This is a genomic window from Oceanibaculum sp., from assembly GCF_022449305.1.
Classification (GTDB): Bacteria; Pseudomonadota; Alphaproteobacteria; order Oceanibaculales; family Oceanibaculaceae; genus Oceanibaculum; species Oceanibaculum indicum.
Map to the genome: position 1 here is coordinate 16,519 of NZ_JAKUSO010000013.1, position 23,361 is coordinate 39,879.

Here is a 23,361-nt window from a genome sequence, read left to right on the forward strand (position 1 = left end):
TTCAAAAAGCCGCCTGCGGCGCTTCGCCGCTCGATTGACAGGCCCTCGGATAAAAGTCAGCATACCGCATAATCAGAAGAGACAGGCAGGTGACGGATGGCGGCTTCAACGGTTGAGGGAGAGGGGATCGGCGCCCGTGTCCGCCGCAAGGAGGATGCCCGCCACCTGATGGGGCGTGGCCGCTTCGTCGGCGATATCCAGATGCCCGGCATGCTGGAGGTCGCGTTCCTGCGCAGCCCCGTCGCGCATGCCCGACTCCGTAGCCTCGCCAAGCCGCAGGGGCGGGAGGATCAGGTGTTCTTCTGGTCCGACATGGCAGGCGTCCAGCCCATCGTCACCCGGTCCAGCCTGCCGGGCTACAAGCTGTCCTCCTATTATCCGCTGGCGCATGAGAAGGTGCGCTATGTCGGCGAGGGCATTGCCCTGTGCGTTGCCCCCAGCCGGGCCGAGGCGGAGGATATGGCGGAGCTGGTCTCCGTCGATTTCGACGAACTGCCGGCGGTGACCGAAAGCGAACTGGGCAAGGCGAAGGATGCCCCGCTGGTGCATGAGGAGTGGGGCGACAATCTCTGCCTCGTCACCGATTTCGACAGCGGTATCGAGGAGGTGGCGAAGACCGCCCCGGTGAAGGTGGTGCGGGAATACAAAACCGCCCGGCAATGCATGCACCCGATGGAGGGCAAGGGCCTGGTCGCCTACTGGGATTTTCAGGCCGACCAGCTGGTCGTCATCACCTCGACCCAGGTGCCGCACCTGATCCGCACCGGCCTGTCGGAGTGTCTGGGGCTCGACCAGTCGCGTGTGCGTGTGAGCCCGCCCGATGTCGGCGGCGGCTTCGGCTATAAATGCCTGCTGCAGCCGGAGGAGGTGACCGTCGCCTGGCTCGCCATGACCCGCAAGGGCGCCTATCGCTGGGTCGAGGACCGGCGCGAGCATCTGGTGGCCGGGGCCAATGCCCGCCAGCATCACTACAAGGTCACCGCCTATGCTGACGAGCGCGGCCGGCTGCTGGGGCTGGATGCGGAGATCAATGTCGATATCGGCGCCTATTCGGTCTGGCCCTTCTCGGCCTGCCTGGAGGCGGCGCAGGCCGGCGGGAACCTGCCCGGCCCCTATGATTTCCGGGCCTACCGCGCGCGGACCTATTCGGTGGCGACCAACAAGCCGCCCTTCGCGCCCTATCGCGGCGTGGCGCGGCCCGGCGTGTGCTTCGCCATCGAGCTGACCATCGATGCCATTGCCCGCGCCGTCGGGCGGGAGCCGGCGGATGTGCGGGCCGAGAATCTGGTGCAGGCGGCGCAGATGCCCTACACCAACGTCACCAACAAGCATTACGATTCCGGCGATTATCCCGGCAGCCTGGCCAAGGCGCGGGAGATGATCGCGCTGGACGCCATCCGCGAACGCCAGAAGGGGCGGGAGCCGGACGGCCGGCGCATCGGCGTCGGCTTCGCCACCTATACCGAGCAGTCGGCGCATGGCACCAAGGTGTTCGCCGCCTGGGGGCTGCCGCTGGTGCCGGGTTTCGAGCAGGCGACGGTGAAGCTGCTGGCCGACGGCACGCTGGAGGTCCGTGCTGGCATCCACACCATCGGGCAGGGGCTGGAAACCACGCTGGCGCAGGTTGCCAACCAGGCGCTCGGCATCCCGCTGATGGATATCGCGGTGAAGCTGGGCGATACCGCCAGCACGCCCTATTCGACCGGCGCCTATGCCTCGCGCGGCATTGTCATGGCAGGCGGCGCCGTTTCCAAGTCAGCGACCGAGCTGGCCGGGCGGGTCAAGCGGCTGGCCGCCCATCTGCTGCAATGCAAGCCGGAGGATGTGGCGTTCCGCGCTGGCCGCATCCATGCCGGCGAGGCCAGCCTGTCCTTCGCCGATGTCGGCAAGGCCTGGTATCTGAGGCCCGAGACGCTACCGGACGATATCGACACCAACGGGCTGGAGGTCACGCAGGGTTACAAGCCGGATGTCGATAGCGGCGTGTTCTCCTATGCCACGCATGCGGCGCTGGTAGCCGTCGATGCCGATACCGGCATGGTGGAAATTCTGGATTACGTCATCGTCGAGGATTGCGGCCAGATGGTGAACCCGATGATCGTCGAGGGCCAGGCCTATGGCGGGGCGGCGCAGGGCATCGGCACGGCGCTGTTCGAGGAAAGCCCCTACGATTCCGCTGGTCAGCCGCTGGCCTCGACGCTGATCGATTATCTGCTGCCCGGCCCGACCGAGCTGCCCGGCTTCCGCATCGGCCATATGGAGACGCTGTCGCCCTATTCCGCGCATGGCATCAAGGGCGTGGGCGAGGGCGGGGCCATCGCGCCCGCCGGGGCCATCGTGAACGCGATTAACGATGCGCTGCAGGAGCTGGGGGCCGAAATCGGCCAGATACCGGCCACGCCGGAACGCATCCTCGACGCCATCTTCGCCGCGCAAACCAAGCAGGCCGCCGAATGAAACCCGCTGCCTTCGACTATACCAAGCCCGCCGATCTCGCTGACGCCCTCAGCGCCCTGTCGGACGAGGCGAAGCCCATCGCCGGTGGCCAGTCGCTGACGCCGATGCTGAATCTGCGCCTCGCGCGGCCGGCGTCGCTGGTCGATATCCGCCGCCAGCCGGATTTGCTGGCTGTGTCCGAGACTCCCGACGCCATCCGCTATGGCGCGGCCCTGCCGCATGCCGCTTTCGAGGATGGGGCGGTGCCCGATGCCACCAAGGGCATGCTTTGTCATGTTGCTGGTGGCATTGCCTATCGGGCTGTGCGCAATCGCGGCACCATCGGCGGCAGCCTCGCACATGCCGATCCGGCGGCGGACTGGGTGTCCTCTCTGATGGCGCTGGATGCGCGGGTGATCGTGCGGGGGAAGGCGGGCGAGACCGCCTGGCCGGTCGAGCGCTTCATGCTGGGCGGCTTCACGACCGTCCTGCAGCCGGGCGAGCTTATTACCGGCGTGTCGGTGCCGCGCCTGTCTGCCACGGCGCGCTGGGGCTATTACAAGATCTGCCGCAAGACGGGTGAATTCGCCAAGGCCATCGGCGCGGTGGTCAGCGACCCGGATCGCGGCGTGTTCCGTCTGGTCTGCGGCGCGGTCGAAGTCACTCCTCTGCTGCTGGAGGCGCGCGATGCCGATGCCGCCGCCGCTGAGATCGATGAGCGCCTGTCGGACCGGCCACCTTCGGCGCGGCAGCTGCACAGGATTGCTGTCCGCCGCGCCCTCGAAGTCCTTGGGGAGGCTCAATAAATGACCGCGCATCCTATCGAGCTGACCGTCAATGGCCGCAAGGTCAGCGGACAGGCGGAACCGCGCACCCATCTGGCGGATTTCCTGCGCGGGGAACTTGGCCTGACCGGCACGCATCTGGGGTGCGAGCAGGGTGTGTGCGGCGCCTGCACCGTGCTGGTCGATGGCATGCCGCAGCGCTCCTGCCTGACCTTCGCCGTCTCCTGCCAGGGCGATGACATCTGCACCGTGGAAGGCTTCGACAGCGATCCGGTGATGGCGGAACTGCGCGAGGCCTTCGCCGCGCATCATGCGTTGCAGTGCGGCTATTGCACGCCGGGCATGCTGGTGACGGCACGCGACATCGTCACCCGGCTGGGCGATGTGGATGAGGAGACGATCCGGCGGGAACTGTCGGGGAATATCTGCCGCTGTACCGGCTATGTCGGCATCGTCGGGGCGATACGGCAGGTGGCGAAGGGCCGCCAGCCGCAGCCGCAGAACTGGTCCTTCGAGGCGCGCGCGGAAACGGCTGCCGCTTCTGTTGCTGTCGAGTCAGCGCCAGTTGCGCCGGCAGCCGCACCGATGGATTTCAGCACCTCTGGCGACGGGTTCTCCGTTCTGACGCAGCAGCTGACGGTGCCGGCGCCTGCCGATCAGGTCTGGGCGGCGCTGGGTGACATCCGCCGCATGGCCGCCTGCCTGCCCGGCGCATCAGTCGATACGGTGGAAGGCGGCCGCGTGACCGGTTCGCTGACTGTCAGCTTCGGGCCGATCAAGGCCAGCTTCGCCGGCGAGGGCGAGGTCGCCCGCGACGACTCATCCCGCACCGGTACGGTGAAGGGCAGGGGGCGCGACGCCAAAGGCGGTTCCTCGGCCGCGGGTGAGATCGCCTACACGGTGCTGGCGGAGGGCGAGGGCACGCGCATCGATGTCACGGTGCGCTACAAGCTGACCGGCCCGCTGGCGCAGTTCGGCCGCTCCGCGCTTGTCACCGACTTCGCGCGGCGCATGACCGAGACTTTCGCCGCTAACCTTACCGCCATGCTGACCGGCGGCGAGGCTCAGGCACCCGCAAAGGCGGAGCTGAACCTCGCCAGCCTGATCTGGCAGGTGTTGCGTGACCGACTGCGCCGTCTGTTTGGCGGTTAGGCGGCCTTAGCCGCCTGAATCGCCTGCCATACCCGGAACGGCGTTGCCGGCATGTCAATGTGCCTGATCCCGTAGGGCGACAGCGCATCGACGATGGCGTTCATGATTGACGGCATGGAGCCGGCACAGCCAGCCTCGCCGCAGCCCTTCGCACCCAGCGGGTTCGTCGTCGCCGGCACCGAATGATAGGCCTGCACGATGTCCGGCATATTGTCCGCGCGCGGCATGGCGTAATCCATGAAGGAGCCGTTCAGCAACTGACCGCCCTCGTCATAGATCGTGGTTTCCATCAGGATTTGGCCGAGCCCCTGCGCCACGCCGCCATGCACCTGGCCTTCGACCAGCATGGGGTTCACGACATTGCCGAAATCGTTGATGGCGGTGTATTTCACCACCTCAACCACGCCGGTTTCCGGGTCGATCTCGACTTCCGCGACATGGCAGCCATTGGGGAAGGCGGACGGGGCCGCATCGTAGATGTGGCTGACATCCAGACTGTCCGGCGCGCCACCCAGCGGGATTTCCTTGCGCTGCAGCCTGCCGGACAGCTCCATGATCGAGACGGAGCGGTCGGTGCCGGCGATGGTGAAGCGGCCATCGGCGAATTCGATATCCGCGGGGGCGGCCTCCAGCGCTGCCGCAGCGATCTCGCGGCCCTTCTCGATCACCTTGTCGGCGGCTTCCAGAATGGCGGCGCCGCTGGCCATCAGCGACTTGGAACCGCCGGTGCCGCCGCCGGCGATCAGCTGGTCACTGTCGCCCTGCAGCAGGCCGATCTTCTCGAACGGGATGCCCAGCTTCTGCGCCAGCACCTGCGCGAAGGGCGTGGCGTGGCCCTGGCCGTAATCCATGGTGCCGGTGATGATGGTGACACCGCCATCGGCCTCGAAGCGGATGCCCCCCATCTCCTTGGCCGGCGGGGCGGTGACTTCCAGATAGTCGCCGATGCCGATGCCGCGCAGCTTGCCGCGCTTTTCCGACTCGGCCTTGCGGGCGGCGAAGCCCTGCCAGTCGGAGACTTCCAGCGCCTTGTCGAGCAGCGCGGTGAACTCGCCGCTGTCATAGCTGTTCCCGGAAGCCGCCTGATAGGGCATCTCCTCCGGCTGGATATGGTTCAGCCGGCGGAGATCCAGCTTGTCCAGCCCCATCTCCGCGGCGGCGGTGTCGATCAGCCGTTCGACGAAATAGTTGGATTCCGGGCGGCCGGCACCGCGATAGGCGCCGATCGGCGTGGTGTTGGTCAGTACGCAGCGGCTGTTCACCTCGATCAGCGGGAATTTGTACAGGCTGACCGAATTCTTCACGATGTTCATGCTGCCCGGCAGCGGCCCGACCGAGGAGATATAGGCGCCGAGATTGGCCGCCACATCGATCTTCAGCGCCAGGAACCGGCCTTCCTTGTCCAGCGCCAGCGCCGCCGTCACCTGATGGTCGCGGCCATGCTGGTCCGACAGGAAGCTCTCGGAGCGGTCAGCGGTCCATTTCACCGGCCGGCCCAGTTCGCGCGCAGCGTACAGCACGCAGGGATATTCCGGATAGGCCGCCGCCTTCATGCCGAAGGAGCCGCCGACATTGCCAGTCAGGATACGCAGCTTCTCCGGTTCGACCTTCAGGATGTCGCGGGCGATCTGGTTGCGCAGAGGGAAGGCGCCCTGGCTGCCGGCATGCAGCGTCCATTTGCCGGCATCGGCATCGTATTCGGCGAGGGCTGAGCGCGGCTCCATCGCATTCACCACGACGCGCGTGTTCGCCATGTCCATGCGCACGACATGAGCTGCCGAGGCGAAGGCAGCCTCCACCTTGGCGCTGTCGCCATACTGGAAGTCCAGCGCCAGATTACCCGGCACTTCGTCATAGAGAACGGGTGCACCGGCCTCCAGCGCCGCTTTGGCGTCCGTCACCACCGGCAGCGGGTCTATATCGACATAGACGGCTTCCGCCGCGTCGCGCGCCTGGGCCGGTGTCTCCGCCACCACGAAGGCGACCGGATCGCCCAGATAGCGCACCTTGTCCATGGCCAGTGCCGGGCGCGGCGTCTGTTTGATGCCGCCGCCATCGCGCGAGGGGATGCTCACCAGGCATTTCAGCCCACCGAAGCCGGCGGCTTCCAGATCCTTGCCGGTATAGATGCCCAGCACGCCCGGCATGCTGCGGGCTTCTTCGGTATCGATGGACAGGATGGTGCCATGCGCGTGCTGGCTGCGCACCATAATGGCATAGGCCTGGCCGGGCAGGCGGATATCGTCGCTGTAGCGGCCCTCGCCGCGCAGCAGCTTCGGGTCTTCCTTGCGCTTCACGGAATGGCCGATGGCCACATCGTCCTGTCGGGTGCCGAGAGGCAGGTTCATGGTCCGTCTTCTCCCGATGGGGTTCTTCGATTTGGCGGCATGATAGACCGACAGGCCGGTCTTTCGTCACCCGCTAATGACGCCGCGCCGCATTGCATGGAACAGGAAGCTCTGGGCATGGAACAGGAAGCTGGTTCTCAATTGCCCAGCCGCAAGGCCTTGACCCGGTTCGGCTTCGCCCTGGCGGTGTCCCAGCCCTCCACCGTTTCGGCCATCAGCAGCGAATTCAGGATGGCTTCCTCCGTCGCCTCGATGGCGGCGAGGAAGAGGGGAGAAATCTTGTCGTTCGGCAGGTCGAGGATCGGGCTGGCGGCGGCGCGGCGGTCTGGGGTGCGGCGCACCGCCTCTGCCGTGGAGAAGGCGATGGCATAGTCACCGGACCCGTTGCTGAGCGCCGCCCCGGTGCGGGCCAACCCGCCATGGCAGCGCATCGCCAGACGTCGCAGATTGCGGTCGGACAGCGGTGCATCGGTTGCCAGGATCATCATGATCGAGCCGTCAACATCGGCCTGCAGGGTTTTGAAATTCTTGACACTCTGCCCATCGAGTCGCAGATCGCCGCCATAGTTCGACTGCACCAGAACACCGACCGTGTAGCCGCCATCCTTGCCGGACAGCACGCGCGAGCTGGTGCCGATGCCGCCCTTGTGACCGAACGCGACAGTGCCCGCACCGGCACCCACGGCACCCTCGGCGACCGGGCCGTCCGAGGCGCTCTCAATGGCGTTTATCATCTGTTCCACGGTAGGGAAGGGCTGGCGGATATCGTTCAGCCGGCTGTCATTGGTCTCCCCCACCATGGCATTCAGCGAGGCAACACGCTCATTGCCCTTCTGTGCCAGGGTCCAGCGGTTCACCGCTTCGATGGCGCGGCCGACCGCCAGCGTGTTGGTCAGCAGGATCGGCGTCTCGATCTCGCCGAGCTCGACCAGCTGTGTGGCGCCAGCCAGCTTGCCGTAGCCATTGAACACGGCGAGGCCCGCCGGCACCTTGTCCTGAAACGGATTGCCGCCATGCGGCAGGATCGCCGTCACGCCGGTGCGGATGCGCTCGCCCTCGCGCACCGTCACATGGCCGACGCGCACACCGGCGACGTCGGTGATGGCGTTCAGCGGACCAGTCGGCAGCGTGCCGGGGGCTATGCCGAGATCGCGGGCGCGGCGCGGATGGGTCATCGTCAGGGGTCTCCCGTAAAAGGCGGGAAACCATCGGTCAGGATCGGGCAAAAGAAAAGGGGGCTTTGCCCCCTTTGGTCTGTCCATGCCTGAAAGGCTCAGGCGCTTTTCAGGATGGCCGCAATCTCGTCCTTCAGGGCGAGGCGCTTCTTGCGCATTTCTTCCTCGACATCCTCGGAGACCGGCTCGATGCGTTCCTGCATGCGATGGATGGCACGGTTCACCTCATGATACTCATCGCTGAGACGTGCAAAATGCGCGCTTTCCTGCTTCAGCGTATGCATCTTCTCCTTGTATTCCGGGAATTCCTCGGCGAGTTCGTGCGGAACGTGAGACATTCATGACTCCAGGCATTTCGTTTGGCCATTACTGGCGACGGAACCAGCCTAGCGACCGCCGGATGCGGCACCATGATCTATGTCAAACGGCAGGATCAAACCTCGGGAAACGCGATCTGTCGCGCAAAGTCCCGGAACACGGGCCGGGCGAACAGATAGCCCTGGAAATGGCGGACGCCCATCTCCCGCAGCGTCGCATATTCCTCCGGCGTCTCGATGCCTTCGGCGATGACCATGATGTCCAGTTCGCGGCAGACCGTCAGGATGCCGGCAACGATGGAGCGGCGCACCCGGTCGCTGTCGATGTTGCGGGTCAGCGCCATGTCCAGCTTGATGATGTCGGGCTGGAAGTCGGCCAGCAGATTCAGGCCGGAATAGCCAGCGCCGAAATCGTCAATCGCGGTCAGCAGGCCGAATTCCTTGTAGGCGCGGATGATGGCGACCAGCCTGTCATGCTCGACGACCCGTTCACCTTCCGTGACCTCGAAGATGATGCGGTCAAGCGGCAGGCCGACTTTCCGTGCGGTCTCCACAGTCATGCGGATGCAGGCCTTGGGTTCATAGACAGCGTTCGGCAGGAAGTTGATCGACAGGCGCTGCTTCGCCCCCAGGCCCAGCTGGGCGGCCAGCTCAATGGCCTTCACCCGGCATTGCTGGTCGAACCAGTAGCGGTTCTTCTCGGTGACCTTGCCCAGGATTTTCCCTGCCGGTTCGCCATTCACGCCGCGCACCAGCGCCTCATGCGCATAGATTTCCTCCTGGCCGGCATCAAGGATCGGCTGAAAGGCCATGGTGAAATCGAACGAATCTTCGGGCTGCGTTTTGCAGCCCTGGCAACCGGTTGACATGATTATCCGTGAATTATCCAAAGTTTTATAACATTTAAAAAGTGATCCGAGCGGATTCAACCCTTCATGAGCCTGAAGGAGTTAAACCTGCCCGGACCGGGAAGAGCGACAGTAATCAGGCGCGGCGCAGGTTGTTCAGGAAGCTCGCGATACCCTGCTCCAGCTTGCCGACCTCGTCGCGCAGGCCCGATGCGACATCCTGCATGCCCATCGAGACCGCATTGGTGCGGCTGGCCGAAGATTGCAGGTGCTGAATATTGGCCGCCGTGTTGGAGACACTTTGCGCCACCTTCTGTGCCGCACCGGAAATCTCGCTGGTCGCTGCGCTCTGCTCATGCACGGCGGAAGCGATGGTGGAGGTCACACCGTCGATGTTGGAGACAGCACCGGTAACCTGACCGATAGCCTGCACGGCCAGGCGCGTCGCTTCCTGGATTTCACCGATCTGCTTGCGGATATTGTCGGTGGCCTCGCCAGTCTGGTTGGCCAGCGATTTCACTTCCGAGGCCACAACAGCAAAGCCCTTGCCAGCTTCGCCAGCCCGTGCCGCCTCGATGGTGGCATTCAGTGCCAGGAGGTTGGTCTGTTCAGCGATTTCCTGGATCAGTACCAGCACCGCACCGATCTGTTCGGCACTCTGCGCCAGATCCTCGACGGTCTTGCTGGCCGTCCGGGCATCCTGGCCGGCGGAGTCTGTCAGCTGGGTTGCCTGGTTTACCTGCCGGCTGATCTCACTGATCGAGGCGCTCAGCTCTTCCGAGGCCGTGGCCACGCTTTGCACGCCATTCGCGGCTTCCTCGGCCGATCCTGCGGCCTCGTCGGTCTCGCTCTGCGTCGAGGCGGCGGTTTCCGCCAGACGGTCGGACTCGGCCCGGGCCTTTTCGGAAGCCTGCTTCAGATTGGCCGCGATCCGCCCGACGCCCTGCTCGAACTCGCTGGCGATCTTCATCAGTTCGGCCCGGCGCTGTTCTGCCGTTGCCGCCTGGTCACGCTCCCGCGCAAGCGACAGGCGTTCGGTTTCGGCCTGCGCCTCCTGAGCAGCATTGACGGCGCTTTCCGAGGTGAACAGTGCCTTCACCAGATTGCTGGTCAGCCAGATCAGCACGCCGGTTTCCAGCACGACGATGACGGCGTGCAGGATGACGCGGACGAGGCTGCCGCCATCCGGGAAGACCGCGGCGGGAAGGGCGAAGTTCAGCACCAGATGATGCACGGCGACCACGCCCGCCGTCAGCAGGATGGTCGGCCAGCAGCAGAAGCCGGCAATGATAGCGAGGCCGGCGAAATAATACATGTGCAGGTCGATCTGCCAGGGATGGCCGGCGAAGGCATAGACAAAGGCCGAGACGATGATGACAAGCGCCACGCCGATGGTGTAGCGCGCACTGGCACCGCTGAGGTCGCGGATCGAGGCCAGCGTGGCGATAAGGGCCGCGCCAGCAATGATGATGCTGGCGGTCACGGTGTTGGCCAGCCCGACGCCATAGCCGACGGCAAGCATCAGGGGAAGGTGGACCCAGAGCAGGATCAGGGAGAACTTCGCCATGTTGCGACGAAGCGCGATCAAATCGTTCATGATCTTTGTTTCCTAAAGGTTACAGCCGCGTGCACCGTCGGCGTTAAGAACCAGCAAGGCACCGTTGGCGAGAAGCGAACGGGGTGTATCGGAAGGGGCCGCCAGCATGGTGTTTCCATTCAGGTAGGAAACCGGCAGCCAGCCGGCCTGCGATACGCGCAACAGCATGTCTTCCCGTTCCGTCCCCGGGGGAAAAAACACGGCAACGGACGCGCCTTCCGTCGGCGCCAGTGCCATCCAGGCGATGGCGACCGTGCCGAGCAAAGCGAGACCCAGAGCAGGAAGGAAGTTTTTCATCTGTGCATACATACTTGCTGCCTGATACGCCGGACGCGTTGATTTGGATCAACGCGTCCCTGAGCGGCAGAGTATGGCAGTGGGGTGCTAAGAAAGACTTAATGAAGTAAGTTCTTAAAATGCCAGTCTTCAGGAGGGCAGCGACAGGGTCGCCTGGCCATAGGTCAGGGTTTCCGTTGCCAGATCGAAGCGCATCAGATCCTCGCCGATGATGACTGGTCCGCCATAGTCGGCACGGACCTCGGCCAGCAGCGCCTCGCGGTCACAGGCGGGCGGGACGAAATGCGTCAGCGCCAGACGTTTCGCGCCAGCGCGCTGCGCCATCTTGCCAACCTCGGTGGACAGTGTGTGGTAGGCGCCGACATTCGCCACCGTCTCGGCGGAGCGCACACCCGCGATCACCGGCATCTCGCGATGGATGAACACCTCGTTCACCAGCAGGTCGGCGCCCTTCGCCTGTTCCTCCAGCGCAGGGCAGGGGCGGGTATCACCGGACAGCACCAGCTTCCTGCCGCCGCTCTCGAACGCGAAGCCGAAGGCATGTTCGACCGGCCGGTGATCGACCGCGAAGCCGGTAGCCCGCAAGCTGCCGAAGCGTTCCGTCCAGCCATCCGATATTTCCGTGACCTCGACCTCAAGCCCGATGGTGGATGGCCTTGCCTCATGGGCGATGCGCTGCCGGCGCTCCGGCTCCCACAGCGCCATCAGCCCCTCGACATAGCGCCGCGTCCCCTTCGGTCCGAAGATGCGCTGAGGGCGCTCGCGCCCCTGATGCCAGGAGGAGATGATGAGCTGGTAGAGATCGACCAGATGGTCGGAATGGAGATGCGTCAGCAGTACCGCATCCAGCAGCTTGCCAGGGCAGCCTGCGGCTACCAGACGCTGGGTAACGCCGGAACCGCAATCGACCAGCACGGCCGCGTCCGGCGTCCGGATCAGCTGCGCCGGTCCGTAGCGTTCCAGACTGACAACCGGGCATCCGGTGCCGAGAAGGGTAAGCTGCATGGGGTTCCTCCAGGAATTTTTCGGCATTGTTCGGGGAAAGCCGTGGCTCGACAAGCCGGTTTCTTGGCGCGGTTCGCGCGTGTAGCCTTTGCCAGGCCTAGAGAGGGAGGGATATCCATGCCGGTTGGTTTCAGGTGGGTGAAGAATCATGTCCGTGCGGACCGCGCGCTGGTCGAGCGTTTTGCTGCGGTGCCGGTCGCCATCGTCAGCGACAATATGAACCGCATGTTCGCCGGCGGTGCCGATCTCAGGCCAATGCACGCCTGTGAAGGGGGCAGCGGCGGGCTGGTCGGCACGGCGCTGACGGTGCTGACACGGCCGGGGGATAATCTGGTGATCCACAAGGCCATTGATGTCGCGGAACCGGGCGATGTGATCGTCGTCGATGCCGGCGGAGATACCACCAGCGCCGTGGTCGGCGAACTGATTGCCCGCCACGCGCAGGTCCGCGGTGTCGCCGGTTTCGTCATTAATGGGGCGATCCGCGATCTAGACGCCTTCCGCGCCGGCAGCTTCCCGATCTTCGCCACCGGCGTCACCCATCGCGGCCCGTACAAGGACGGGCCGGGGGAGATCGGCGTTCCGCTCAGCATCGGCGGCATGGTGGTTCACTCCGGCGATATCGTCATTGGCGATGCCGATGGCGTACTGGCGGTGCCGCGAGCCGAGGCCGGGTCGATCATCGGATTGGCCGAGGCACAGCAGGCGAAGGAGGCGGAAATCCTGCGCCAGATCGAGGCTGGCACCTGGGACCGGCGCTGGGTGGACGAGATGCTGAAAGCCCGTGGGTTCACCGAGGAGTGATTCACCGAGCAGCGAGCCGGCGCCGTGTCGCATCCGGGCGCTTTCTTGTCCTCTTCTTTGATGGCATTGCGGATGAGAAGGTGACTTCTGCCAGATGCGACTTACTCTCACACTTACCCGACGATGTGACCCGATCGCCGAGAGGTATTTGCTTTGCCCGGATATGTGACGCACAGACTAGCCGCCCCGATAGTGGCAACAGCTTTCCTGTGGCTGGCAATGCCGCAGGTTCTCGCCCAGGACGCCATCGTCACGACGGCAAGTGTGACGGTGGAGCCTATTGTCGAGACGGTACCGCTGACCGGCACGGTGACGGCGCCCAGGCATTCGGCCCTGTCGGTCGCAGTGGCCGGGCTGGTGACCGCGGTGCATGCCGATATCGGCGACCGCGTCGAAGCCGGCGCTGTGTTGCTGGAGATGGATACCGAACTGGAACATCTGACACTGGATCGTCTTGCCGCGGCGACGCGGGCGGCAAGGGCGGCCTATGACGAGGCGCGCCGTCAGCTGCGTGTCGGCGAGGCGCTGGTCCAGCGTCGGGGCATCCCGGAGAACGTGGTTGAGGCCCGCGCCGCTGCTGTGCGGATTGCGAAGGCCGAGATGGAGCGCCTGCAGGCGGAAGAAGCCTTCCAGCTGGCACGCCTTGCCCGGCACCGGCTGGTCGCCCCCTATGCCGGAATCGTGTCGCGCCGCATGGCGAATGTCGGCGAATGGCTGACCCCCGGCACGGCCGTGCTGGAAATGGTCGATGCCGGGCGATTGTTCCTGGATGTGCGGGTGCCGCAGGAGGTTTTCCCGCGCATCGCCCCAGACATGCAGGCAACGGTTCGTTTCGATGCCCTGCCGGATCAGGATATCGCGGGCAGTGTCCAGGCTCTCATCCCGGTCAGCGATCCGGAAAGCCGTACCGCCATCATGCGTGTCGCCTTCGACGCGGGCAGCCACCGCGTGGTTCCGGGCATGTCCGCGCAGGCCATTCTCCGGCTCGACACCGGCACCCGGGACATCATCGTTCCGCGTGACGCTCTGGTCCGCTTTCCAGACGGGCGGGTGGCGGTCTGGATCGTCGAGCGTACGAATGGCGAGATCCGCGTTTCCGAACGGCTGATCAGGCCGGGCATCACGGTGAATGGCAGTATTCAGGTGCTCTCCGGGCTGGAGGCCGGGATGGAGATTGTCACCCGCGGCAATGAGTCCCTGCGACAGGGACAGGCCGTCACGATCCGTTCCGACAGCTGACCGGGGGAGGCATCGTGTTCGAAGCCATCATTCGCCGTGGCACGCTGATGACGGTCACGGTCCTGGTGCTCGGCGTGCTGGGCGTCGTCGCCGCGACGCGCATACCGGTGCAGATGATCCCCGATCTCGATGTGCGTACCATCTCGGTGCGGACGGACTGGCCGGGGGCGACGCCGCAGGATATCGAGAAGGAAATCCTGATCGAGCAGGAACAGTATCTGCGCAGCATTCCCAGCCTGGAACGGCTGGTCGCGACGGCCAGCACCGGCGAGGCGGAGATCGAGCTGGAATTCGCCTTCGACGTGGATATCACCGAGAAGCTGATCCAGGTGAACAACGCGCTGAGCCAGGTGCCGTCCTATCCGGAGAATGTCGATCAGCCGCGCATCTACGCCACCTCCTTCTCCGCCAATTCCTTCATGTTTTTCAATGTCACGCCGCTGCCGGGCAATCCGCGCGGCCTGAACATGATCATGATGGAGGATTTCCTCGACGATACCGTGCGCCCGCGCATGGAGGCGGTGACGGGGGTGTCGCGCGTCAATGTCTATGGCGGTGCTGAACGCCAGGTGCAGATATTGCTCGACCCGGCGCGCCTTGCCGAACGTGACCTGACCGTCCTGGATGTCCGGGAGGCACTGGCGCAGCGCAACAGGGACACATCCGGCGGCGAGCTGGAAAGCGGGAAACGGCGCTTTCTGCTGCGCACCATAGGGCGGTTCGACGATCTGGAAGCGCTCGGCGACCTCATTGTCGTGCGGCGCGGCGATGCGCTGGTCCGGCTGAAGGATCTGGGCGAGATCAGGCTGGGCCATGCCAAGCAGCGCACCGAATCCTTCGTGAACGGGCAACCGGTGGTCAGCCTGTCGGTGCGGCGCGAGAGCGGCTCCAATGTCATCGACATCAAGCGCGCAATGCTGGAAACCATCGACGAGGTGAATACGGAGGTACTGCGTCCCGCCGGCATGCAGATGACGCTGCTGTCCGACGATGTGCGCTATGTCGAGGCATCGGTGCGCAATGTCTGGATCAATCTGGGCATCGGCGCCGTGCTGGCGACTGCCGTCATGTTCCTGTTCCTGCGGTCCGGCAAGGCAACGCTGGTCGGTGTCATGGGCATCCCGCTCTGTACGGTCGCCGCCTTCCTGGGCCTGCTGCTGGCCGGCCGCACGGTCAATGTGATCTCCCTTGCCGGTGTCGCCTTTGCCATCGGCATGACCCTCGACAACAGCATCGTCGTGCTGGAAAGCATCGACCTCCACCGCCGCAAGGGGCTGGACCGCATGCGGGCGGCCGTCGAAGGCGTCCGCAAGGTCTGGCCGGCGGTCGTTGCCTCCACCCTGACGACGATTCTGGTGTTTGTGCCGATCCTGTTCATCGAGGAGGAGGCCGGGCAGATCTATTCCGACATCGCCATCGCCATCTCCGCCTCGATTCTGGCTTCCATGCTTGTCGCGGTCACGCTGGTGCCGACCGCAGCGGCGCGTATCGATTTCATCGGCGCCGCGCCGGGCGGCAAAGCGGGAAAGGACGGTCCGGACCGGAAGAAGCTGGACGAGCGTATCGCCGACGGCGTTCAGGCGCTGATCGCCACGCCCGCCCGAAGGCTGGGCTGCCTTGCCGGTACGGTGGGGCTATGCGCTTTCGTGATCGTCGGGCTGACGCCGGCGGCGGAATATCTTCCCGAAGGCGAGGAGCCCAAGACCTTCGCGGTGATGAATGCGCCGCCGGGCTATAACCTGTCCGCCATGTCGGAGATCGGCCGGGAGCTGGAGGCCTATTTCCTGCCCTTCGTGGATGATGACCCGGCGCGGTTCGCGGCGGGCGAGGTGCTGGTACCGGCGATGCGCTACATCAACATGCGGATCGAGGCGCAGCAGATCCGCATCATCGCCGAGAGCGTCGATCCGGCGCAGATCGATGCGCTGAGCGAGGCCATTGCCAGAAAGTATCGCGAATATCCGGGTATGCGCGCCTTCGCCACGCAAGGCTCGATCATCACCAGCAATGATGGCGGCACGCGCAGCATCAATCTGGATATCTCAGGGCCGTCACTGCAGGCGGTGTATGAGGTGGCGCTGACCGCCTATCGCCGCGCCGGGGAGATATTCGACAATCCGCGCATTCAGGCGCAGCCGGCCACCCTGTCACTGTCGCAGCCGCTGATCGAGGTTCGCCCGGACTGGCGGCGCGCGGCCGAGCTGGGGCTGAACGGGCAGGATATCGGCTTCATGGTCTCGGCGCTGACCGATGGCGCCTATGTCGGCGAGTTCTTCCAGGATGACGACAAGATAGACATCTATTTCTACAGCGGGGAAGGGCAGCGCGTGCCGCTGGACGGGATCGGGACTTTGCCGATCCGGACCCCGCAAGGCGCTGTCGTGCCGCTGTCTTCCGTGGCGCGGATCGTGGAGACCGTCGATACCAACATCATCCGCCGGCTGAACGGACGCCGCACTGTCACCCTGAACGTGATTCCGCCCGATGATGTGCCGCTGGAATCCGGCGTGGCGCTGGTCCGCCAGGAACTGGTGCAGCATCTGCGCGACAGCGGCGCGGTACCGGCTGACATCCGCATCGATATCTCCGGCGCCAGCGACCAGCTTGCCGCCACGCAGGAGGCGTTGTCCGGCAATTATGTCGTGGCCATCGTCATCGTCTATCTGCTGCTGGTCGCCATTTTCACCCACTGGGGGTATCCGCTGCTGATCATGGCGACGATTCCGCTGGGCATTGCCGGCGGTATCGTCGGGCTGTGGTTGATGAATGTCGTGGGGGGATGGTTGCCCAGCGTTGGCTTGGCCGAAATCCGCCAGCCCTTCGACATGATCTCGATGCTGGGCTTCCTGATCCTGATGGGAACGGTGGTGAACAACCCGATCCTGATCGTGCATCAGGCGATGGAGCTGATCCGCAGGGAAGGGCGCGGGATCAGGGACGCCATCCGGGAGGCTGTCGCGTCGCGCCTGCGGCCGATCGCCATGTCAACCATCACCACGATCTGCGGGCTGGCGCCGCTTGTGCTGCTGCCGGGTGAGGGGACCGAACTCTACCGGGGAGTCGGCGCCATTGTGCTGTTCGGTATCCTGGGCGCGACCATCGTGACGCTGACTTTCCTGCCCTGCCTGATGGTGTTCGTGCTGGGCTGGGGGGAACGGCGCAAGGCCTCAGCGGTCGGGTAATCGCTTCGGCTTGGAATCCGGCCCGCCCAGATACCAGGCGCAGCCCAGTGCCAGGCACAGGGCGATAAATCCAAAGGCGAGGCGGTAGGCATCCTCCGTGTAGCCGGCGCTGGTATTGGGGAAGGCATTCACGATGGCGCCGGTCGCCACCGGCAGGAAGGCGCAGCCGAACACCTGCGCCAGGTTCACCGTGGTGATGCCGCGCCCGGCCAGATGGTCCGGGAACAGGCTGCGGCCATGCGCGACGATGACCAGCGAGTAGGTGGTCACGAAGCACAGCAGTACCAGCAGGGAGATGGCGAGCCAGGCCGGTGGGGATTTCAGCAAGGCCAGCGCAAGCAGCACGGCGATGGTGCCGGCGGACCCCGCCGCGACCAGCCATTTGCGCGTGTTGAAGACCCGGTCGAGCGGCCCGAAACTCAGGATGCCGGCAATCTGCGCCGCCCCCATTGCCAGCAGCACATTGCCGCGTCCCACCGCATCCAGCCCGTGGATATCGTGCAGGTAGGGACCGCCCCACAGGCCCAGTACCGTCGACTGGCTGGCATAGGCGAAGGTATGGACGGCGAGGATGCGGCTGAGATGCGGCGTCTTCCAGACCGCCATCAGCCCACGCATGATATCGCCAAGCCCGTCCTTGCTGGGCGGCGGGGCCGGGCGGCCCGGCGGATCGTCGCGCACCAGCAGGTAGAACACTGCGCCGGTAAGGCCAGTGACGATGGCCGTGCCAGCGAAGGTCCAGCGCCAGCCAAACAGGTCTGCGGAGGCGGCAAGCGGCGTGGCGGCCAGCAGCGTACCGATCTGGCTCAGCGAGAATACCCAGCTCAGCACCATGCTCAGCCGGTCGCCGCCAAACCAGCGCGAGGACAGCATGACCGCCCCCATGAAGCTGCCGCCGCAGCCTAGGCCCAGCAGCAGGCGGGCGGCCACCAGCTCCTCGCCATTGCGCGCCACGGCATGCAGCAGCGCGCCGGCAACGGCGATGCCGGTCAGCCAGGCAACGGTGCGCCTTGTGCCGATGCGGTCGAACAGGATGCCGACCGGTATCTGCGCCACGAACAGGGCGATGTAGAAGCTGCCATTGGCGAGGCCAAGGATCGCCGGCGACAGCGACATATCCTGGATCAGTTCCGGCGCGATGACGCCCAGCGAGGTGCGGAAGAACTGGCTGACGATGGTGATGACCGCCAGCATGGGCAGCAGCGTCATCGTCGCGCGGACCGGAATGGCGTGCGGGTCGGTCATGAAGGGTTCCGGTCTGCCTGTGCCTGTTGCGCCAATACTCTAGCCATCGGAAGGCCCGATGCGCAGCCCCGGCGTGCGCAGTGCGGCCCTGCGATAAAGTCGGGCCGGAGGATAGGCGCTTGCAGGTGCCAACGCTTCGGGCCGGCGTGTATAGTGACGGCAAAAGCCGCCTGAGAGCGGTGCCAAGGGAGAGAACGGGATGAGCGTTAAAACCGACCAAGTGGTCGGCGTGCTGGGCGGGCTGGGGCCCGAGGCGACGCTGGACTACATGGCGAAGCTGCTGGAGCGCACCACGGCGCTGACTGGCGCCGCGACCGACCAGGAGCATCTGCACCTGCTGGTCGATTGCAATCCCAAGGTGCCGAACCGCAACCGCGCGGTGGCCGGCACCGGCCCGTCTCCCGCTCCGGACCTTGCCGCCATGGCGCGCCGTCTCGATGCCGCCGGGGCCGACCTGCTGGTGATGGCCTGCAACACCGCGCACCACTGGGAGGCCGATATCCGCGCGGCAACCGATCTGCCGTTCCTGTCCATCCTCGATGCCACGCTGGAGGCGCTGCGCCGGCAGGCGCCTGAAGCCCGCACCGTCGGCGTGCTGGCGACCGAGGGTACGCGCGCGGCGCGATTGTACGAGACTTCGCTGGAACGCGCCGGCTATCGGCCTGTCGGCTTCGACGATGCGGCGCAGGCCCGTTTCATGGAATTGCTCTACCGCATCAAGGCGGGCGAGCGCGGCGCTGATATCCGTGCCGCCATGCGCAGCCTCGCCGAGGGACTGGCGGAGCAGGGGGCGGACGCCATCGTCGCCGGCTGTACCGAGGTGCCGCTGGTTCTGGGGCCAGACGATCTTTCGCTGCCCTTCATCGATTCCTCGCTTGCCCTGGCCGATCTCACGGTCAGAATCGCCAAGCGGCTGCAGCCGCTTCCCGCCTTTACCGATAACAAGAAACCGACAGGAAACGCCGCATGAACCTCGCCCGCTTTCCCCGCCACCGCTTCGCCCATCTGCCGACGCCGCTGGAGCCGATGGAGCGGCTGTCGCAGCATCTCGGCGGCCCCAATATGTGGATCAAGCGCGACGACTGTACCGGCCTTGCCTCGGGCGGTAACAAGACGCGCAAGCTGGAATATCTGATGGCCGACGCGCTGGCGCAGGGGGCTGATACCGTCATCACCCAGGGTGCCGTCCAGTCCAATCATGCGCGCCAGACCGCGGCTGCAGCCGCGCGCCTCGGCATGGCCTGCCACATCATCCTGGAACACCGGATTGACGAGGCACCGGGCGAATATCTGAAATCCGGCAATGTCTTCCTTGACCGGCTGTTCGGAGCCTATCTGTCCGACTGCCCCGGCGGCACCGACATGAACGCGGCAATGGCGAAGAAGGCAGAGGAGCTGAAGGCGGCGGGGAAGAAGCCCTACATCATCCCCGGCGGCGGCTCCAACCCGGTCGGTGCGCTGGGCTATGTGAACTGCGCCATCGAGCTGGTGGCGCAGGCGAATGAGATGGGGCTGCGCATCGACCATCTGGTGCATGCGACCGGCAGTGCCGGTACCCAGGCCGGCCTTGTGACCGGGCTGGAGGCGATCCGCTCCGGCATCCCGGTGCTCGGCATCTCGGTGCGCGCGCCGAAGGAAAAGCAGGAAGAGAATGTCTTCGCGCTGGTCGAGAAGACGGCGGCGCATCTGGGCATTCCGGGCGCTGTCGCGCGGCAGTCTGTGAAGGCCAATGCCGACTATGTCGGGCAGGGCTATGGCATCCCGACCGAGAGCATGCTGGAGGCGCTGCGCCTGACCGCCGAGATGGAGGGGATCATCCTGGACCCGGTCTATTCCGGCAAGGGCATGGCCGGGCTGATCGACCTGATCCGCAAGGGCCATTTCAAGAAGGGCGAGAACGTCGTGTTCCTGCACACCGGCGGCTCGGTCGGGCTGTTCGGCTATACCGGCGCCTTCGAGGAAACGCTCTCCAACCGCCCCGGCATCGCCTGAGGCGGTGCGTTACTCATCATCCTGTCATTCCCGGGCTTGTCCCGGGAATCCAGGCTTCAGCTAGCCTTGGCATCGATCCAGCAGGCTGAACCCTGGCCCCCCGCCACAAGTGCGGGGGTGACGGAAGAGTGAAATCCAAACAGTCGTGCTTGGAAACCCGCTAATACCGGATGCGCGGGTCGAGGAAGGCGTAGGACATGTCGATCGCCAGATTGATCAGCACCTTGGTGCCGGCGAAGACCAGGATCAGCCCCTGCACGATGGGATAGTCGCGCTTCAGCACCGCATCGACGGTCAGCCGCCCCAGGCCGGGGATGTTGAACACCGTCTCGGTGATGACGACGCCGCTGATCAGCAGCGCGATACCGATGCCGATAACCGTCACGATGGGTACGGAGGCGTTCTTCAGCGCATGCAGCAGCAGCACGCGCTGTGTCGCCAGCCCCTTGGCGTTGGCGGTGCGGATATAATCCTGCGCCAGCACATCCAGCATGGAGGCGCGGGTGATGCGCGCGATCAGCGCCATGTAGGTGGTGCCCAGCGCCACTGCCGGCAGGATCAGGCTCTGGATGCAGGGCCAAAGCCCCTGCGCCAGCGGCTTGTAGCCCTGCACGGGCAGCCAGCGCAGCTGGATCGAAAACACATAGATCAGCACATAACCGGCCAGGAAGACGGGAATGGCGAAGCCCAGCACGGAGATCACCATGACCAGCCGGTCAATGATGGTGCGGGCCTTCCAGGCGGCCAGCACGCCCAGCGGGATCGCCAGCGTGACGGCGACGAACAGCGTCGCCAGCATCAGCATCAGTGTCGGTTCCAGCCGCTGCGCGATCAGCGTGGTGACCGGCAGGTTGGAGAAGATCGAGACGCCAAGATCTCCCTGCAGAATATCGGAGAGCCAGAGGATGAACTGCTCCCAGATTGGCAGGTCGAGCCCCAGCTTGGCGCGGATCGCCTCGATATCGGCCAGGGTCGCGTCGTCGCCGGCGATCAGCGCCGCGGGATCGCCCGGCGCCAGGCGCAGCAGCATGAACACGAAAACCGCCACGACGGCCATGACGGGAAGGGTGGCGAACAGCCGGCGGAGGAGATAGGCGGTCATCCGGGCATCCAGACGCTTCGGAAACACAAAACCGGGAAAACAGAACCGGTGGCTGCCCCGGGCTTTTCCCTGCAGGCAGCAACCGGAAGGAGAGAAGGGGATCAGCCCTTCTTTTCGATATTCCAGAACACCGTCAGGCCGGTGACCGGAACGATGCCGTCGATCTTGTCGGACCGGTAGGCGAGCGGCTGGGTCCACTGGCCGAAGTTGATGTAGGGCACGACATAGGCCGCGCGCTCCTGGATCTTCTTGGCCATCGCCTTGCGCTCATCCACCGTCTTGGCGAAGGCGAACTCGGCGCGCAGCTTTTCCAGTTCCTCATCACACGGCCAGCCGACATTGGCCTTGTCGCAGCCGGCGCCGATCCAGGTGTTCAGCGCCGGGTTCAGCGAGCCGACACCGGACGAGGTGGTGACGAAGATGTTCCAGCCGCCATCCTCGGGCTTCTCACGCTTGGCCCGGCGGGCAACGACAGAGCCCCAGTCGATGGACACCGCGTTCACGTTCAGCCCCGCCTCGCGCATGCTGGTCAGCAGCACCTGCGCGGCCGGTGTGATGGTGTGGTGGTCGGTGGCGGCCAGCACATAGATCGGCTCGTTGTTGTAGCCGGCGGCCTTCATCAGCTCGAGCGCCTTCTTCGGATTGTAGTCGGCGATCATCTCCTTACCGCTATCGTTCGAATAGGGCGTGCCGCAGGTGATGAAGCTGTAGCACTCGCGGTAATATTTCTCGTTGCCGACGATGGTCTGCAGGAAGTCCAGCTGCTTGACCACGCGGTACATCGCCTGCCGCGCCTCCGGCTTGTCGAACGGCGGATGCAGGTGGTTGATGCGGATCGTGCCCCAGTGGCTGTCCACACTGCCGGTATTGATGACCTTGATGTTGGAATCGCCTTCCAGGATCGGGATGAAATCGACCGAGGGCTGTTCCAGGAAATCGATCTCGCCGGCGATCAGCGCCTGCATGCGGGTCTGCGCATCGGCGATCCACAGCAGCTCGACCTTGTCCACCTTCGGGATTTTCGCGCCGGAGAAGACGGAGGGCTTTTCCTTGCGTGGCACATAGTTCGGGTTCTTCGCATAGACCGTCTTGCTGCCCGGCACCCACTGGTCCTTCAGCATCATGAAGGGGCCGGAGCCGACGGCTTCCGTCACCTGGGCATTGCCCTCGGTCTTGGCGTCCTGCTCCCGCATGATCACCGGCACCATGGTGCCGGTCTTGCCCAGCGTGTCGAGCACCAGCCCGTAGGGCTTGGACAGCGTCATGGTGAAGGTCTTGTCGTCCACCGCTTCCAGCGCGGTGACGTAGCTCATCATGGCGCGGGCCGCCTGGTCCTTGCCGCCCCAGCGCTTCAGCGAGGCGATCACGTCCTTCGTGGTGACCGGGGTACCGTCATGCCATTTCAGCCCGTCGCGCAGGGTGAAGCTGTACTTCAGCCCGTCGTCGCTGATCTTGTAGTCGCCGACCATCTGGGGGTGCGGCACCAGATCCTCGTCCACGCCGAACAGCGTGTCATAGACCAGCATGCCGTGGATGCCGGCGATGGTCTGCGTCGTCCAGTGCGGGTCGAGTGTGCGCACGTCGGCATGCATCGAGGCGCGCAGCACCGATTCCGCCTTGGCGGGAAGGACGGCCACGCCGGCCAGGAGCAGGGCGGAAGCACCGCCCAGCAGAATGCGTTTAAAGGAAGATCGTGTCATCGCCATCCCCTCCGGAATCCCTGTTCAATCGATATTTTGCTTACTTGTCTGTCAATATGACTAATTTACTATGCTGTCCGCAAAACAGGGGCGCAACAAAATAGAACGCTGATCTGCAAATCGGTTCGTTGACCTGC

The 23,361-nt window shown here is 65.0% G+C and carries 18 protein-coding genes; 8 read left to right on the plus strand and 10 right to left on the minus strand.

The window, feature by feature from the left end; genetic code table 11:
- The first annotated feature begins 96 nt into the window (after positions 1-96).
- From MK313_RS06300 to MK313_RS18190, 3 genes are read left to right on the plus strand one after another with little or no spacing between them, the layout of a single operon-like run.
- Positions 97-2,457, plus strand: coding sequence for a xanthine dehydrogenase family protein molybdopterin-binding subunit (locus MK313_RS06300; protein WP_287780506.1), 2,361 nt, complete (start codon positions 97-99; stop codon positions 2,455-2,457).
- The gene (locus MK313_RS06305; protein WP_287780507.1) at positions 2,454-3,242 is read left to right on the plus strand and encodes an FAD binding domain-containing protein; all 789 of its coding nucleotides are present in this window, start codon (positions 2,454-2,456) and stop codon (positions 3,240-3,242) included. The genes MK313_RS06300 and MK313_RS06305 overlap by 4 nt, the downstream gene beginning before the upstream one ends.
- Complete coding sequence (locus tag MK313_RS18190) at positions 3,243-4,373, plus strand: xanthine dehydrogenase family Fe-S subunit (protein WP_322098628.1); 1,131 nt, start codon at positions 3,243-3,245, stop codon at positions 4,371-4,373. It abuts the gene before it with no gap.
- Here the strand turns inward: MK313_RS18190 and MK313_RS06320 are convergent.
- The 7 genes from MK313_RS06320 to MK313_RS06350 form a co-directional block, all read right to left on the minus strand.
- Positions 4,370-6,721: a xanthine dehydrogenase family protein molybdopterin-binding subunit gene (locus MK313_RS06320; protein ID WP_287780508.1), complete on the minus strand. Its 2,352-nt coding sequence runs from the start codon at positions 6,719-6,721 to the stop codon at positions 4,370-4,372. The two genes, MK313_RS18190 and MK313_RS06320, sit on opposite strands and share 4 nt — an antisense overlap.
- Before the next feature lie 137 nt (positions 6,722-6,858).
- Positions 6,859-7,896 (minus strand): P1 family peptidase, encoded by a 1,038-nt coding sequence (locus MK313_RS06325; protein ID WP_287780509.1) that lies wholly within the window; start codon positions 7,894-7,896, stop codon positions 6,859-6,861.
- A gap of 98 nt (positions 7,897-7,994) precedes the next feature.
- Entirely contained in the window at positions 7,995-8,234 is a 240-nt protein-coding gene (locus tag MK313_RS06330; protein ID WP_008945256.1) for a YdcH family protein, read from the minus strand.
- Between the two features lie 95 nt (positions 8,235-8,329).
- Positions 8,330-9,025, minus strand: coding sequence for an EAL domain-containing protein (locus MK313_RS06335; protein WP_287780510.1), 696 nt, complete (start codon positions 9,023-9,025; stop codon positions 8,330-8,332).
- A gap of 172 nt (positions 9,026-9,197) precedes the next feature.
- Complete coding sequence (locus MK313_RS06340) at positions 9,198-10,658, minus strand: methyl-accepting chemotaxis protein (protein WP_287780511.1); 1,461 nt, start codon at positions 10,656-10,658, stop codon at positions 9,198-9,200.
- A gap of 12 nt (positions 10,659-10,670) precedes the next feature.
- Positions 10,671-10,967, minus strand: a complete 297-nt coding sequence (locus MK313_RS06345; protein WP_287780512.1) for a hypothetical protein — start codon at positions 10,965-10,967, stop codon at positions 10,671-10,673.
- Positions 10,968-11,084: 117 nt separating this feature from the next.
- Positions 11,085-11,960: an MBL fold metallo-hydrolase gene (locus tag MK313_RS06350; RefSeq protein ID WP_287780513.1), complete on the minus strand. Its 876-nt coding sequence runs from the start codon at positions 11,958-11,960 to the stop codon at positions 11,085-11,087.
- Between the two features lie 117 nt (positions 11,961-12,077).
- Here MK313_RS06350 and MK313_RS06355 point away from each other — a divergent pair, with 117 nt between their 5' ends.
- The 3 genes from MK313_RS06355 to MK313_RS06365 all read left to right on the plus strand — a co-directional run bounded on the left by MK313_RS06355 (position 12,078) and on the right by MK313_RS06365 (position 17,185).
- Positions 12,078-12,764 carry an RraA family protein gene (locus MK313_RS06355; RefSeq protein WP_287780514.1) on the plus strand — a complete coding sequence of 229 codons (687 nt, stop codon included), beginning with the start codon at positions 12,078-12,080 and terminating at the stop codon, positions 12,762-12,764.
- 219 nt (positions 12,765-12,983) lie between these two features.
- Positions 12,984-14,003: an efflux RND transporter periplasmic adaptor subunit gene (locus MK313_RS06360; protein WP_287780515.1), complete on the plus strand. Its 1,020-nt coding sequence runs from the start codon at positions 12,984-12,986 to the stop codon at positions 14,001-14,003.
- Between the two features lie 14 nt (positions 14,004-14,017).
- Positions 14,018-17,185 (plus strand): efflux RND transporter permease subunit, encoded by a 3,168-nt coding sequence (locus tag MK313_RS06365; RefSeq protein WP_287780516.1) that lies wholly within the window; start codon positions 14,018-14,020, stop codon positions 17,183-17,185.
- On the opposite strand, the gene MK313_RS06370 is transcribed toward MK313_RS06365, so the two are convergent.
- Complete coding sequence (locus MK313_RS06370; protein WP_287780517.1) at positions 17,171-18,430, minus strand: MFS transporter; 1,260 nt, start codon at positions 18,428-18,430, stop codon at positions 17,171-17,173. The two genes, MK313_RS06365 and MK313_RS06370, sit on opposite strands and share 15 nt — an antisense overlap.
- A gap of 199 nt (positions 18,431-18,629) precedes the next feature.
- Between MK313_RS06370 and MK313_RS06375 the strand changes: the two genes are divergently transcribed.
- A complete protein-coding gene (locus tag MK313_RS06375) occupies positions 18,630-19,400 on the plus strand; it encodes an aspartate/glutamate racemase family protein (RefSeq protein WP_287780518.1) in 771 nt (256 codons plus the stop codon).
- Positions 19,397-20,422, plus strand: a complete 1,026-nt coding sequence (locus MK313_RS06380) for a D-cysteine desulfhydrase (protein ID WP_287780519.1) — start codon at positions 19,397-19,399, stop codon at positions 20,420-20,422. Before MK313_RS06375 ends, MK313_RS06380 begins: the two co-directional genes overlap by 4 nt.
- Positions 20,423-20,582: 160 nt before the next feature.
- On the opposite strand, the gene MK313_RS06385 is transcribed toward MK313_RS06380, so the two are convergent.
- Both MK313_RS06385 and MK313_RS06390 read right to left on the minus strand, forming a co-directional pair.
- A complete protein-coding gene (locus MK313_RS06385; RefSeq protein WP_008945245.1) occupies positions 20,583-21,524 on the minus strand; it encodes an ABC transporter permease in 942 nt (313 codons plus the stop codon).
- 101 nt (positions 21,525-21,625) lie between these two features.
- Entirely contained in the window at positions 21,626-23,224 is a 1,599-nt protein-coding gene (locus MK313_RS06390) for an ABC transporter substrate-binding protein (protein ID WP_121219133.1), read from the minus strand.
- Between the last annotated feature and the right edge of the window lie 137 nt (positions 23,225-23,361).

What these genes read in the sequence shown, in the direction of transcription:
- MK313_RS06360 (WP_287780515.1), top strand. Translation starts at nt 12,984, where the DNA reads ATGCCGCAGGTTCTCGCCCAGGACGCCATCGTCACGACGGCAAGTGTG.
- MK313_RS06355 (WP_287780514.1), top strand. Translation starts at nt 12,078, where the DNA reads ATGCCGGTTGGTTTCAGGTGGGTGAAGAATCATGTCCGTGCGGACCGC.
- MK313_RS06370 (WP_287780517.1), bottom strand. Translation starts at nt 18,430, where the DNA reads ATGACCGACCCGCACGCCATTCCGGTCCGCGCGACGATGACGCTGCTG.
- MK313_RS06325 (WP_287780509.1), bottom strand. Translation starts at nt 7,896, where the DNA reads ATGACCCATCCGCGCCGCGCCCGCGATCTCGGCATAGCCCCCGGCACG.
- MK313_RS06330 (WP_008945256.1), bottom strand. Translation starts at nt 8,234, where the DNA reads ATGTCTCACGTTCCGCACGAACTCGCCGAGGAATTCCCGGAATACAAG.
- MK313_RS06350 (WP_287780513.1), bottom strand. Translation starts at nt 11,960, where the DNA reads ATGCAGCTTACCCTTCTCGGCACCGGATGCCCGGTTGTCAGTCTGGAA.
- MK313_RS06320 (WP_287780508.1), bottom strand. Translation starts at nt 6,721, where the DNA reads ATGAACCTGCCTCTCGGCACCCGACAGGACGATGTGGCCATCGGCCAT.
- MK313_RS06385 (WP_008945245.1), bottom strand. Translation starts at nt 21,524, where the DNA reads ATGACCGCCTATCTCCTCCGCCGGCTGTTCGCCACCCTTCCCGTCATG.
- MK313_RS06375 (WP_287780518.1), top strand. Translation starts at nt 18,630, where the DNA reads ATGAGCGTTAAAACCGACCAAGTGGTCGGCGTGCTGGGCGGGCTGGGG.
- MK313_RS06340 (WP_287780511.1), bottom strand. Translation starts at nt 10,658, where the DNA reads ATGAACGATTTGATCGCGCTTCGTCGCAACATGGCGAAGTTCTCCCTG.
- MK313_RS06305 (WP_287780507.1), top strand. Translation starts at nt 2,454, where the DNA reads ATGAAACCCGCTGCCTTCGACTATACCAAGCCCGCCGATCTCGCTGAC.
- MK313_RS06300 (WP_287780506.1), top strand. Translation starts at nt 97, where the DNA reads ATGGCGGCTTCAACGGTTGAGGGAGAGGGGATCGGCGCCCGTGTCCGC.
- MK313_RS06335 (WP_287780510.1), bottom strand. Translation starts at nt 9,025, where the DNA reads ATGGCCTTTCAGCCGATCCTTGATGCCGGCCAGGAGGAAATCTATGCG.
- MK313_RS06345 (WP_287780512.1), bottom strand. Translation starts at nt 10,967, where the DNA reads ATGTATGCACAGATGAAAAACTTCCTTCCTGCTCTGGGTCTCGCTTTG.
- MK313_RS06390 (WP_121219133.1), bottom strand. Translation starts at nt 23,224, where the DNA reads ATGACACGATCTTCCTTTAAACGCATTCTGCTGGGCGGTGCTTCCGCC.
- MK313_RS18190 (WP_322098628.1), top strand. Translation starts at nt 3,243, where the DNA reads ATGACCGCGCATCCTATCGAGCTGACCGTCAATGGCCGCAAGGTCAGC.
- MK313_RS06380 (WP_287780519.1), top strand. Translation starts at nt 19,397, where the DNA reads ATGAACCTCGCCCGCTTTCCCCGCCACCGCTTCGCCCATCTGCCGACG.